The following is a 14,226-nucleotide window of genomic DNA, read 5'->3' as shown; positions in this document are numbered from 1 at the left end:
CGGTCAGTGGGTACGCAGCAGCCGCACATTTTGAATATTCAGAAGTGAGAGGACTGTATGTATGATTTCCAAGGAACCGTCCCAACGCAATTCGTTCTACTCCAGACTGGCAGGATGGAAAAGCAGCAGGGGAACCCGCTATATTTTATTTGTAGTACTGCTTGTTCTTTTTTATGGAAGTCTGGCGCCCAATCTGGTACCGCAGCGTTTTGATATTCAGGTCGGTGCGGTCAGCGAAAAAGATATCGTGGCACCTATGCAGATTCCCAATAACAAAGCGACACTGCAGGCTCAGGAAACGGCAGCGGAAAAGGTCGAAGCGGTATACACCATTGTATCTATGCATAGAGATACCGTCATGTCACAAATGCTGGAACGTATTGAGTCGCTGAATCAGGACGATCAGATTTCCAGTTCGGACAAGGCACAAATATATAGCCAGGAGATTCCACAGCGTATTCGTAATTCGGTATCCAATTTTATCCGGAATCACCGCGAATCCGGTAACTATTCGGCGCAGCTAATGGATGAAATGCAGAAGACCATTTCCAATCAGACATACAGCATTCCCGAAGAGACCTTTCTGAAGATTCCGCGTCTGTCTACGGAAGAAGTTCAGCAGTTGAGTCAGGTAGCTACATCGATTGTCTCACGGCTCATGAGTGATCAGATTACAGATGCACAGGCTGCCAGAGCACGTGTAGCAGAGTTGGTCAGTACCAGCTCCCTTAATAGCCGTACGGCACGCGAAGTAGCGCAGGAACTAATTCGTGCTACGCTGACGGCTAACAAATTCTACGATGAAGAAGCGACCAAAGCTGCCAAAGTAGAAGCAAGGGAAAATACACCTGTTGTATATGTGAAGCAGGGAGATATCATTGTGCCTGCGGGGCAGGTTATTACCCAGGAAATGTACACGTTGCTGGATGAGAATAATCTGCTCAAAAACGAAGTGAATTACTGGCCTCAGCTGGGCCTGCTGCTATTTGCTTTTCTTCTGGTGCTGGGGATTTATGTATTCTTCCGTCAGAATGCCCAGAGAGGGATGCCCTACAATAACTCGCAGCTACTGATGCTGATCCTGATTTTTGCGATCAGTATTGTAAGTTTCCATCTGGTACGTATTTTGCAGACCGGTAACTTCCCGTACTTTGGCTATCTGGTTCCGGCAGCGCTTGGAGCCATGCTAATTACGGTGCTGCTGGATATTCATCTGGCTTATGTATGTTCGGTAATACTGAGTATACTGGTCAGCGTAATTTTGAATATGCGGCAAAATGAAATATTTGATTACCAATTTGGAATGTTTACATTGGTCGTCTCGCTCACAGCGATTCATTGTATACATCGTGCAAGCCAGCGTTCAACTATTCTCAAGGCAGGGATTATGACCTGTCTGTTTGGAGCATTGACGGTACTTGCACTTGTATTATTAAATGATGAGAGCTGGACACGTATGACCGTAATGTATGCACTCGGTTTTGCTTTTATCGGTGGGTTGCTGACGACAGTGCTGGTACTTGGCTTAATGCCATTTTTCGAGACCACATTTGGTATTCTGTCAGCACTCAAGCTGGTGGAACTATCCAATCCGAATCATCCACTACTGCGCAAGCTGTTGATTGAGACACCAGGCACCTATCATCATAGTGTAATGGTAGGTAATCTGTCTGAAGCAGCTGCCGAAGCCATTGGGGCGAATGGGCTGCTATGCCGTGTCGGTTCGTATTATCATGACATTGGTAAAACCAAGCGTCCTGGTTACTTTATCGAGAATCAGAACCATATGGAGAACCCTCATGACAGTATAGATCCGAAGCTCAGCAAGTCGATTATTATCGCACATGCCCGTGATGGCGTAGAGATGCAAAAGGAATACAAGCTGCCCAAGCCGATTCGAGATATCGCCGAGCAGCATCATGGCACCACCTTTTTGCATTTCTTTTATCACAAAGCTCTCAAGCTGGCGGAAGAGCATGGAGTGGAACCTGATTTTACAGAAGATGATTTCCGGTATCCGGGTCCCAAAGCACAGACCAAGGAAGCTGCTGTGGTAGGGATAGCGGATAGTGTGGAAGCAGCGGTGCGTTCTCTGAACAAGCCGACAGTAGAACAGGTAGAAACCATGATCGAGAAAATTATTAAAGGACGTCTGGATGATCACCAGTTCAATGAATGTGATCTTACAATGAAAGAGCTGGATGTTATCGCCCAGACGCTTAAGGAAGCCGTAATGGGGATTTTCCATTCCCGTATTGAATATCCGGAAGACATCAAGAAACCGGAGATAAAGGAGAAAAAGGTATGAGTTTGCAGCTCGCTTGGGAGAATGAACAAACTGAATATGAAATTAAAGGTGAGCTGATCTCGCTGCTGGAGCAGATTTTGCAAAAGGCAGGCGAGCAGGAAGCAGTCCAGGAAGGTGAGGTTGCTCTTACATTTGTCGATGATGAGACGATTCACCAGCTGAACAAGGAGTACCGGAATATCGATCGTCCGACCGATGTGCTTTCTTTTGCCATGCATGAATCCATGGATGATGAAATGGAGATCAACTATGGTACAGATTCTGCAGCAGATGGCGAACAGTTGCCGGGAGATATGCTCGGGGATATTATTATTTCGATTCCGCGTGCGATAGCACAGAGCGAGGATTACGGACATTCTGTTGAGCGTGAGATCGGATTTCTGTTTGTGCATGGATTTTTGCATTTGCTCGGCTATGACCATCAGGATGATGCGACTGAAGCGGAAATGATGGGCAAACAGGAAGCGGTATTAGAGCAGATCGGACTGACCCGCTAATGAAAAAGAGAACGTGGAGAGCTGTATTTTATTCTGCGATTGAAGGCGTGATCGCAACCTTCCGTACGGAGCGCAATTTCCGTGTGCATGTGCTGGCAACATTGGCTATTATTGCAGCTGGTTGGTTTTTTCATGTCGATGTTGGAGACTGGATGCTGTTGACGCTTGCCATTGCGATGGTGCTTGGCGCGGAACTGATGAATACCGCTGTTGAAGCTGCTGTTGATTTATGCTCTCCCGACTGGCACCCATTTGCCAAAAAGGCTAAAGATGCTGCGGCAGGTGCTGTGCTGGTCGCTTCTCTTGCTGCTGCTGTCATCGGTGCTGCTGTTTTTATCGGACCGGTACGGATCTGGTTGGGTTTTTGAATTAATGAGATGAACGGATTGGATTTCGTCCGGCACCTATAAAGAACCTTTTTCTGAAGCCCGTAGGGGTAGCAGGAAAGGGTTCTTTTAATCGTTACGTTATAAATTTTTTGGACGAATTGAATGACTATCTGCTGAATGCAGTTTCGCTATGGGCGAATAGGCATAAATCGTGTAAAATAGAGATATACGGCTGTAGGATCAGTTACAGATTTTGGAGTCTGAACGACAGCCATTTTCTAAGTAGACTCAAATACAGTCAATGTATACAGGGACCTCTTCAATCATGGGCAATACCATTTCTTCATACCGAAATGCTTATCTGATCATACTTGTCTGATTATGAACCAACATTATGGATGAGATGCGTGACCACAACAAGGCACGCTTATTTGATAAAGCAAGTTGCAGACTACAGAATAGTGAACATGAAGTTGAATTTTAGGGGGACCTTATGGAAGCATCACAATTACTACAAGAAGCCATTATCGCGCGTGCCAAAGCTTATGTACCTTACTCCCACTTTTCGGTAGGAGCAGCCCTGCTGGATGCGAGCGGCAAGGTACACCATGGCTGCAATATTGAGAATGCGGGATACTCTCCCAGCAATTGTGCAGAACGTACAGCGCTATTCAGTGCTATTGCACAAGGGCAGCGCCCGGGCACTTTCAAAATGCTTGCCGTTGTCGGAGAGACTGATGAGCCGATTGCTCCATGCGGTGTATGCCGTCAGGTAATGGTAGAGCTGTGCCATCCGGATATGCCTGTACTGCTTGGCAATATGAAAGGCGATACCCGAATGACCACGATTTCGGAACTGCTTCCACATGCATTTGGGCCATGGAATCTGGATCAATAATCATACAGATTTGCCATGCCTGAAACGGATTCATTATTTTTAACAACCCTGGCGGATATCATACCGCTGATGAACGGAGTGTAATATGTCAAAAAAACAATTTAAATCAGGATTCGTCGCTATTGTAGGCCGTCCGAATGTAGGGAAATCCACCCTCATGAATCAGGTAATCGGTCAGAAAATTGCGATTATGTCCGATAAGCCTCAGACGACACGCAACAAGATTCATGGTGTCTATACTACAGATGAGATGCAGATTGTATTCCTGGATACACCAGGTGTGCACAAACGTCAGTCCAAGCTGGGCGATTTTATGAATCAGACCGCGCTGAATACACTGAACGAAGTAGAAGCAGCATTGTTCCTCGTTGATGCGGCTGAAGGATTGGGCGGTGGTGACCGTTTCATTATTGAACATCTCAAAAAAGTAAAAACACCGGTTTTCCTTGTTATCAATAAAATTGATCAGGTTGCTCCGGAACAGCTGCTGCCGATCATCGACAAATATCGTTCGCTGCATGAGTTTGCCGAGATTGTACCGATCTCTGCGAAATTGGGTAATAATGTGAACACACTACTGGAACAACTGGGCAAATATCTGCCGCAGGGACCTCAGTACTATCCGGACGATCAAGTAACCGATCACCCCGAGCAGTTTGTCTGCGCCGAGCTGATCCGTGAGAAGATTCTCCAGATGACACGTGAAGAGATCCCGCACTCTATTGCGGTGACGATTGAAGATATGTATACCCAGGAAAACGGTCTGGTAAATATCTCGGCTGTCATTTATGTAGAACGTGATTCCCAGAAAGGAATCATTATCGGCAAGCAGGGAGCTCTGCTCAAGGAAGTGGGCAAGCGTGCCCGCATGGATATCCAGAATCTGCTGGGTTCCAAAACCTTCCTGGAACTATGGGTAAAAGTGAAAAAAGATTGGCGTAACCAGGATCGGGTCCTCAAGGATCTGGGTTTCCACCGGGACGCTTAAAAATGGGGAACAGAGCATTGATGCAATGCTCTGTTCCTTTTGTAACCTGCTATTTATCATAGCTGTCTATTTTAATATCATGGAGTATCATAGAGCGTTCCTATTTCTTTGAGGTACTCCAGCTCGGTTAAATATACCGTCTCATTTCATTACTCCAACCAGCGCTAGATATAAATGCTGGAATTTTATACAGATCAGGAGATGACGCATGCTATACAGAGTGCAAGGTATCGTCATCCGCAGCATGGATTACGGGGAAGGCAACAAAATCATGACTCTCTGTACGGAAGCACATGGTAAAGTTGCCGTATTCGTGCGTGGAGCCAAAAAAGCCAGAAGCCGTCACGGTGCGCTGGTACAACCTTTTACGTATGGAGAATTTTCCTTTATCCGTAGCGGTACGGGGATGGGAACGCTGAATCAGGGAGAAGTGATTGAATCCAATCACAAGCTGCGTGAAGATATTACACTGGCTGCTTATAGTGCTTATGCCTGCGAACTGGTGGATAAAGCCTTGCTGGATAATGAAACCGGTCATTTCTGGTTTGACCAGCTCAAATCGTACTTGTCTTTTCTCGGTGAAGGCCGCGATCCGGTTGTTCTGACTTCTCTGTTCGAGATGAAAGTACTTCAGGCAGCCGGATATGGACCACAGGTCGATGCCTGTATGTTCTCGGGAGAGACAGAGGGCAAGTTCTGGATCAGTGCAGGCCTGGGAGGCATTTTGTCGGAGAAAGAACGCCGTCAGGATCCGGCAGCTGCACTTGTATCGCCAGGTGTACTTAAGTTGCTGCGTCTGTTCAGCAGACTGGATATCCGCAGGCTTGGCAATATTGATGTCAAGGACGAGACACGTGCAGAGCTAAAAAAAGTCATGAATTCTTTTATGGAAGCTCAACTGGGTCTCAAGTTGAAATCACGCCGCTTTCTGGAGCAGCTTGAACGTTACGAGATATAAATACAATCCGAATCTGCAAGTATGCGCTAGAGAAAATAGATAGATACGATAAGGAACGCTATATCCATTTGTCTTGTATGTTATTCGTTCATTATTTTTGCTATCGTAGACTGCATTTCTGAAAGGAAAATCTTGCACATTCGGTGAGCTTGGCAATCCTGCTGCAAAACAGCGTTGACGAACTACGCTAATTCCGATATCATCTAACATAGAAATTGTGTCTTCTGAAGACACACATGATGCGTTGACCGGTATAGTAGATTACTGATTACCGTCACTAGCGAGTCAGGGATCGTGGAAGCCTGACGACGACCAGTAGTTGAATGGCAGCCGTGAGCATATGAGCTGAATATGGAAAAGTGGATGACATGCAAATGTCTTCAAATAGGGTGGAACCGCGGGAAATGAACCTCTCGTCCCTATGTCTGTAACCAGGCGTAGGAACGGGAGTTTTTTGCGTGCGTTGCAGATACCTATTTCAGCGAGATCGCATGACCGGTTGCTGACTGCAGAAGCGGGTACACATATACATTGTGAGCCTTTTCGGCAGTAGCAATCCCACTATGAACATAAAGGAGTAATGTCAATGAACTTCCAGCAAATGATTTTGACGCTGCAAAACTTCTGGGCCGAGCATAACTGTATGATTGTCCAGCCTTACGATACGGAAAAAGGCGCGGGTACCATGAACCCGATGACATTCCTACGCTCGATCGGTCCTGAGCCGTGGCGTGTCGCTTATGTAGAGCCTTCCCGTCGTCCTTCCGATGGTCGTTACGGAGAGAACCCGAACCGTCTGTATCAGCATCATCAGTTCCAGGTGATCATCAAGCCTTCACCGGACAACATCCAGGAAATCTATCTGGATAGCCTCAAAGCACTCGGTATTGAGCCGCTGGATCATGATATTCGCTTTGTTGAAGATAACTGGGAGAACCCGTCACTGGGCTGTGCAGGTCTGGGCTGGGAAGTATGGCTGGACGGTATGGAAATCACCCAATTCACTTATTTCCAGCAGGTAGGCGGTATTGAGACGAACCCGGTATCGGTGGAGATCACTTACGGTATGGAGCGTCTGGCTTCCTATATTCAGGAAAAAGAAAATGTATTTGATCTGGAATGGGTGAATGGTATGACCTATGGCGATGTATTCCATCAGCCGGAAGTCGAACATTCCACGTATACATTCGAGGTATCCGATGTACCTATGCTGCTTAACCTGTTCAGTACTTACGAACAGGAAGCCAAACGTGCGATGGATCGGCATCTCGTATTCCCGGCTTATGATTATGTACTGAAATGTTCACATACATTCAATTTGCTCGATGCGCGCGGGGCAATCAGCGTAACCGAGCGGACTGGTTATATTACCCGTGTACGGAATCTGGCGCGCCAGGTAGCCGCCACGTATCTGGAAAATCGTGAGAAGCTTGGCTTCCCGATGCTCAAGAAAGGAGAGATGTAATCATGGCGAAGGACTTATTGCTCGAAATTGGTCTGGAAGAAGTACCTGCCCGCTTCCTGCGTGCAGCGATGAATCAGCTGCGGGACAAAACCGTCAAATGGCTGGATGATTCGCGTCTGACTCATGGCGAAGCCAAAGCTTTCGCAACCCCGCGCCGTCTGGCAGTATGGGTGAAGGATGTTGCAGAGAAACAGGAAGATATCAATGAGGAAGTCAAAGGACCTTCTCGCAAGATTGCCCAGGACGAAAGTGGCAATTGGAGCAAGGCTGCACTTGGATTTGCCCGCAGTCAGGGAGTAACTCCCGAAGAATTTACATTCCGTGAAATCGGCGGAGTAGAATATATCCATGCACGCAAGAGCAGTATTGGTACAAGTACGGATGCGATTGTAGCCGAAGCGCTGCAAAACATTATTACATCCATGAACTTCCCGAAAAATATGCGTTGGGGTGCTCATGATTTCCGCTTTGTTCGCCCGATCCGCTGGATGGTGGCATTGTGGGGATATGATGTTATTGATTTTGAAATTACTGGCGTTCAGACTAGTCGTGTTACACGCGGACATCGTTTCCTCGGAACCGAGGCCGAGATTGCCGAGCCTACTCTGTATATGGAAGCTCTGCGCGAGCAGCATGTTATTGCTGACGTGGAAGAGCGTCAGGCTATGATCAGCGCTCAAATCGCTCATCTGGCCATGGAGCAGAAATGGAATATTGATGTGAAGGAAGATCTGCTGGAAGAGGTATTGTTCCTCGTAGAGACACCAACCGTGCTGTATGGTACGTTTGATCCGGCTTTCCTGAATATTCCGCAGGATGTACTGATTACTTCGATGCGTGAGCATCAACGTTATTTCCCGGTACTGGACAATGAAGGCCAACTGCTGCCTTATTTCGTAACCGTGCGTAATGGAGACAGCCGCTCTCTGGATGTAATCGCCAGAGGTAACGAGAAAGTACTGCGTGCCCGTCTGTCGGATGCGAAGTTCTTCTACGAAGAAGATCAGAAAATGAAGATCGAGGATGCGGTAGCCAAGCTTGATAATATCGTATTCCACGAAGAAATCGGAACACTGGGCGAGAAAGTACGCCGTATTCGTCAGATTGCCGATCAATTGGGTGCTGCGCTGCAGGTGCCTGCTGAGCAAGCTATTAATATTAGCCGCGCTGCCGATATCAGCAAATTCGATCTGGTTACTCAGATGGTATACGAATTCCCTGAGTTGCAGGGCGTTATGGGTGAAGATTATGCACGCAAAGCAGGCGAGAACGAAGAAGTGGCTCGTGCTGTCTTTGAACATTACCAGCCGCGCTTTGCAGGTGAAGCTGCTCCGGCATCACTGACCGGTTCACTGATCAGTATCGCGGACAAAATCGATACGATCGTAGCCTGCTTCTCGATCGGTATTATTCCGACCGGTTCACAGGATCCTTATGCTCTGCGTCGTCAGGCAGCAGGAATTGTCCAGATATTATTGGAACGCGGATTGGCACTGACGCTGGAACAAATTTTTGATATTACACTGAATATTCATGAAAATTTAAGGAATATGAAACGTACTTCCGATATAATACGTATAGAGTTAAATGAGTTCTTTGGACTGCGTGTGAAAAAACTGCTGTCCGAGACACTCCGTTATGACGTAGTGGATGCTGTGATTTCGGCAGGATTCAGTCATATTGGCTCTGTAGTATCACGCGGTAATGATCTGATGCAGGCTGTAACCGAGGTCCCTGACTTCAAGCTGATCATCGAATCGTTTGAACGTGTATCCAATCTGGCTGCCAAATCAGCTGGTACAGTTGTGAATCCGGCTTTGTTTACCGAAGCAGGAGAAACCGAACTGTTTGCGGCATGGGAATCGGTGAGTGCGCCTTACCATAGTCTGCTTGCGGACAATCGTACAGGCGAAGCATTAACCTTACTGGCTACACTTCGTCCAGCCATCACAAGCTTCTTTGACCATATTATGGTTATGGTAGACGACGTAGCTGTACGCGAGAATCGTCTGGCTCTGCTGGCGCTGATTGACCACGATATCAAACAGTATGCAGATTTCTCCAAACTGGTTAAATAATATATTATATACTAACAGATACACCTATACGGAACGACGATGAGAATTGATGTCGTTCCGTATTTTCGGCTTTGTAAACGAACGTATGATCCGTGAACGGGTCTGCTGTTTCATGGAATCTGGGAAAGGGGTTCTAGCATTGCAATCGGAACCGCTACACCGTATCCCGACTATTGTAGTTGATGGCGATGCCTGTCCGGTCAAAGCGGAGATTGCCGGAACAGCGCGCTCTTTTGGAGTGCCTGTGCTGATGGTGTCTTCCTTTGATCACCGGATTCAGGCGGAAGAAGGAGTACGGGTTGTTCAGGTAGACCGCAGCGATCAGAGTGCGGATCTGTATATTGTGAATCATGTTCATGCCGGCGATATTGTCATTACCCAGGATTACGGACTGGCTACAATCGCGCTGGCCAAGCAGTGCCGGATTCTGTCTTTTCGGGGCATGGAATTCCATGCGGATAATATTGAATTTTTGCTGGCTCGCCGACATGCACAGGCCAAAGCAAGACGTCAGGGTAAGTATGGTAAAGGGCCTAAACCGCTTACATCGGACGATAAGAAAAATTTTCAGGCCGAACTGGTAAAACTTTTAACAAATTTGCAGGAATTTCATTCGCAGTAGCGAATATTATTTATCGTGTGAAAAGAGATGAAGGTGGTAACGATGAACACCGGATATAGCGGTGGTATTCCTGATGAAGTCATTGAAGCGGTACTTCAGCATAATGACATTGTTGACACGGTAGGCAAGTATGTTCATCTGACCAAACAGGGCAAGTACATGAAGGGCCTCTGTCCGTTTCATTCGGAAAAGACTCCTTCGTTCACAGTCACACCGGAACGCCAGATTTTTTACTGTTATGGATGCGGCGCGGGCGGCAATGCCATCAAGTTCAGAATGGAAATTGATGGTCTGTCTTTCCCGGAAGCGGTCAGATTAATGGCAGAAGAATCACATGTCCCTTATCAGGATGGAAAAGGAGCGGCAGCCACTCCACAGAACAAGGAGCTGGAACGCTTGCTTCAGGCTCATGAATGGGCCGCCAAGCTGTTTCATTATCTTTTGAAAAATACGGAACACGGGAAATCTGCAATGGAGTACCTGCGTGCCCGCGGATTTGGTGACAAGCTGATAGATCAGTTTCAGATTGGCTATGCGCCAGATCGCTGGGATACGCTTGTGCAGTTTTTTGAAAAACGTTCGTTTGATCTGAAAGAGATGGAAAAAGGGGGACTACTGTCTCCCAGACAGAATGGTTCAGGGTATGTAGATCGCTTCCGCGGACGGGTCATGTTCCCGATTATGAACCGCAGCGGAAGAGTAATTGCATTTGCAGGACGGATACTCGGTGAAGGTCAGCCCAAATACCTGAATTCACCGGAGAGTCGACTGTTTAACAAAAGCCGTACATTGTACAATCTGAACCTGGCTAAAGGACCGATCCGCAAGCAGGGACAGATCGTATTAATGGAAGGCTTTGGAGATGTGATTGCAGCATGGGATGCGGGGGTACAACATACTGTAGCGACAATGGGCACAGCATTGACTGAAAATCATGCTTCACTGATACGTACGCTAACCGAAGAGGTCGTGGTTTGTTATGACGGCGATAACGCTGGACAGGCAGCTGCACTCAAAAGTATCCCCATTCTGGAAGGTGCAGGTCTGCACGTGAAAATCGCTGTTCTGCAAAACGGTCTGGACCCTGACGAGTATATTAAAACGTATGGTCAGGAACGTTTTGTGGATCAGATTATTCATGGCGCAGTGTCTACGACCAAATTCCGGCTGATTTACACCAAAAAGAATTACAACTTGCTGGAAGAAGACGGCAAGGCGGCTTATGCGCAGGAGGCAATTAATGTGATCGCGCATCTGGGTTCGCCGACAGAGCGGGAAGTGTATCTCAAGGAACTTTCCACCGAAGTAGGCGTATCTCTGGAGAGTCTGAAGCAGGACTGCAATCTGGCGCGTCAGACACTGAATCGCAAGCAGCCATCATCCGGTCAGCAGGGTAATCGAAATGGCAGTGGCGGGAATGCAAGAGGCTCGCGCAAGCAGCCAACTGCTCCTACCCTGCTGCCTGCCTATCATGTGGCAGAGCGGCGGTTGCTGTCGATTATGCTGCAGGATGGGGAGGCGGCTACTCATGTGGCGCAGGAGCTGGGAGAAGCTTTTAATATCCCGGAACATGCAGCTCTGGCTGCGTACATCTATTCGTACTATGCGCAGGGCAAAGCGCCTGATATCAGCCGGTTTATTGCATCATTGCATGATGATCGGCTGGAGAAGACCGCTACATCCATCTCCATGATGGATGCACCGCTTGATGAGACACTGCGGGGAATGGATGATTACATTCGTGAAATCAAAAAATTCCCCCAGCAAAAACAGATTGAGCAAAAAAGAGAAGACATGCTGCGTGCAGAGAAGTCAGGAGATTTCCTGCGTGCGGCTCAAATTGCAAGTGAGATTATCGCCCTGGAAAGACAATAAATGTTCTGAGCATTTATTTTCAGGGAGGAGGGAGTCGAAAGATGGCGAACGATCAGCATACTGAATTGGAAACCGAATTAACGCTCGAACAGGTAAAAGAGCAGCTTATTGAGGTAGGTAAAAAGAGATCCTCACTGAACTACAAGGATATCGTAGAGAGACTGGCCGCTTTTGACCAGGATGCAGAACAGATCGACGAGTTCTATGAACAACTCGGAGATATGGGTATCGAAGTAATCAATGAAGGTGACGAAGAAGTTACGAACGATTCCGAGAACGAGCGGGAAAATGGGGATAATGAGTTCAGCTTTGACGATGATCTGGCACTGCCGCCGGGTATCAAAATCAATGACCCGGTCCGTATGTACCTCAAAGAGATCGGCCGAGTACCATTGCTTTCTGCAGACAGTGAAGTTGAGCTGGCCAAGCGTATTGAGCAAGGTGATGAAGAAGCAAAACGCAGACTGGCTGAAGCCAACCTTCGTCTCGTGGTCAGTATTGCCAAACGGTACGTTGGACGCGGTATGCTGTTCCTGGATCTGATTCAGGAAGGTAACATGGGTCTGATCAAAGCTGTTGAGAAATTTGACCATACCAAAGGATATAAATTCAGTACCTATGCAACATGGTGGATTCGTCAGGCGATCACCCGCGCGATTGCGGACCAGGCTAGAACCATCCGTATTCCGGTGCATATGGTAGAAACCATCAACAAGCTGATCCGGGTATCCCGTCAGCTGCTGCAGGAATTGGGGCGCGAACCGACGCCGGAAGAGATTGCAGCCGAGATGGAACTGAGCGTAGAAAAAGTACGCGAAATCATGAAAATCGCACAGGAACCTGTATCTTTGGAGACACCAATTGGTGAAGAGGATGATTCTCACCTGGGTGACTTTATCGAGGATCAGGATGCACTGGCACCAGCTGATGCTGCAGCTTATGAGCTGCTCAAGGAACAGCTGGAAGATGTACTGGATACGCTGACCGAGCGTGAAGAAAATGTACTTCGTCTGCGCTTTGGCCTGGACGATGGACGTACGCGTACGCTGGAAGAAGTGGGTAAAGTGTTTGGTGTTACCCGTGAACGTATCCGTCAGATCGAAGCCAAGGCTCTGCGCAAACTGCGTCATCCAAGCCGCAGCAAACGTCTGAAGGACTTCCTGGAATAGAATATAAAATTGTATATCATGTAATAAAAAATGGAAGACTTAAAACGTGAAAAGGAGTCTACTCTACAATAGAGTAGACTCCTTTTTTTACAAAATAATAAAAGCTTAGCTGATTAGATCATATTAAAAAAATACAAATTGTTATTTTAAAAAAATAAGGATTAACGATTGTAACAGGATCAATAATATGATTGCTATATAAGCTATCAAATATAGACTATCAGACATAAAAAGAATATGATATGTTTGGAAATGAATATAATAATTACATAAAAAAGAGTTTTGACAATTTTTGTTTTAATAGGTCTCGAAACTACACTTTAATATAAGTATAGCTGTTATTATATCTCCAGTTTCATTTAGTGCTGATCTAATTATGTTAGTAAAAAACCAAAAGATATTCAATTTATCAAAAAGAGGAGACTCATATGAATAATTTAAAAAATATTTTGTTTACTTCAATAACGCTTCTTTCTTTGGGCACAGGAATTGTTTATGCTAGCAGTACACTGAATACAGTCGCAGCACAATCGGTTAATACCGATACACCAAGCGAAGCAGCATCGAAAGCGCTATCCGATTATAGTCAACAATGGAAAGATGAAACCAAAGGTCTTCCATTGGAAAGTTATACTATCCAAAATGTAGATGATTCCAATCCAAAACAAATCATATTTGATCTCAATGCACATTTTAAGAATACGGATACTGCTTTACCGTTAAAAGTAACAGTGAACTATAAAGCTGGAACATACGAGGTTGTTAAACCCGAACCCGTGGTTTACGACCTCATTAAAGGATCCAGCACATACGGACAAATTGTAGATTATCATCCAACGTACAAATAAATATAATTAATGCAGTCAACTCATAACATTTATTAAATAAAGTTGTGAGTTTTCTTTTATTTTACATACTTTATTTCACGTTTATTTAAGTTGAATCCACTTTATATTTTGCAAATTCTTTACATTTACTCCTCTTTCAACGATATATAATTATATGGTTTGTAATCCGGTGTGAGCTCTGACAAATAGTA

General features: G+C 46.2%; 12 protein-coding genes. All 12 read left to right on the top strand.

Annotation, left to right across the window (positions count from 1 at the left end; genetic code table 11):
- Window positions 1-61 precede the first annotated feature (61 nt).
- Window positions 62-2,308 (top strand): HD family phosphohydrolase, encoded by a 2,247-nt coding sequence (locus WH46_RS12490; RefSeq protein WP_046226878.1) that lies wholly within the window; start codon window positions 62-64, stop codon window positions 2,306-2,308.
- A complete protein-coding gene (gene ybeY, locus WH46_RS12485) occupies window positions 2,305-2,805 on the top strand; it encodes an rRNA maturation RNase YbeY (RefSeq protein WP_046226877.1) in 501 nt (166 codons plus the stop codon). Before WH46_RS12490 ends, ybeY begins: the two co-directional genes overlap by 4 nt.
- Window positions 2,805-3,173: a diacylglycerol kinase family protein gene (locus WH46_RS12480; protein ID WP_017811833.1), complete on the top strand. Its 369-nt coding sequence runs from the start codon at window positions 2,805-2,807 to the stop codon at window positions 3,171-3,173. Before ybeY ends, WH46_RS12480 begins: the two co-directional genes overlap by 1 nt.
- 454 nt (window positions 3,174-3,627) lie before the next feature.
- Window positions 3,628-4,032: a cytidine deaminase gene (gene cdd, locus WH46_RS12475; protein WP_017811832.1), complete on the top strand. Its 405-nt coding sequence runs from the start codon at window positions 3,628-3,630 to the stop codon at window positions 4,030-4,032.
- Window positions 4,033-4,117: 85 nt separating this feature from the next.
- Window positions 4,118-5,020 carry a GTPase Era gene (gene era / locus WH46_RS12470; RefSeq protein ID WP_017811831.1) on the top strand — a complete coding sequence of 301 codons (903 nt, stop codon included), beginning with the start codon at window positions 4,118-4,120 and terminating at the stop codon, window positions 5,018-5,020.
- A gap of 208 nt (window positions 5,021-5,228) precedes the next feature.
- Window positions 5,229-5,978 (top strand): DNA repair protein RecO, encoded by a 750-nt coding sequence (gene recO / locus WH46_RS12465; RefSeq protein ID WP_017811830.1) that lies wholly within the window; start codon window positions 5,229-5,231, stop codon window positions 5,976-5,978.
- A 586-nt stretch (window positions 5,979-6,564) separates the two neighbouring features.
- Window positions 6,565-7,443 carry a glycine--tRNA ligase subunit alpha gene (glyQ, locus tag WH46_RS12460; RefSeq protein WP_017811829.1) on the top strand — a complete coding sequence of 293 codons (879 nt, stop codon included), beginning with the start codon at window positions 6,565-6,567 and terminating at the stop codon, window positions 7,441-7,443.
- 2 nt (window positions 7,444-7,445) lie between these two features.
- Window positions 7,446-9,521, top strand: coding sequence for a glycine--tRNA ligase subunit beta (glyS, locus tag WH46_RS12455; protein ID WP_046226876.1), 2,076 nt, complete (start codon window positions 7,446-7,448; stop codon window positions 9,519-9,521).
- Window positions 9,522-9,660: 139 nt separating this feature from the next.
- Window positions 9,661-10,143 (top strand): YaiI/YqxD family protein, encoded by a 483-nt coding sequence (locus WH46_RS12450; protein ID WP_017811827.1) that lies wholly within the window; start codon window positions 9,661-9,663, stop codon window positions 10,141-10,143.
- Between the two features lie 42 nt (window positions 10,144-10,185).
- Complete coding sequence (gene dnaG, locus WH46_RS12445) at window positions 10,186-12,018, top strand: DNA primase (RefSeq protein ID WP_017811826.1); 1,833 nt, start codon at window positions 10,186-10,188, stop codon at window positions 12,016-12,018.
- Window positions 12,019-12,059: 41 nt separating this feature from the next.
- On the top strand, window positions 12,060-13,187 hold the full coding sequence (rpoD, locus tag WH46_RS12440; protein ID WP_017811825.1) for an RNA polymerase sigma factor RpoD: 1,128 nt from the start codon (window positions 12,060-12,062) through the stop codon (window positions 13,185-13,187).
- 428 nt (window positions 13,188-13,615) lie between these two features.
- Window positions 13,616-14,035, top strand: a complete 420-nt coding sequence (locus tag WH46_RS12435) for a hypothetical protein (RefSeq protein WP_046226875.1) — start codon at window positions 13,616-13,618, stop codon at window positions 14,033-14,035.
- Window positions 14,036-14,226: the final 191 nt, after the last annotated feature.

The sequence above is a fragment of the Paenibacillus dauci genome, assembly GCF_000971985.1.
GTDB lineage: Bacteria > Bacillota > Bacilli > Paenibacillales > Paenibacillaceae > Saccharibacillus > Saccharibacillus dauci.
This window is presented reverse-complemented; position numbering and strand designations above follow the sequence as displayed.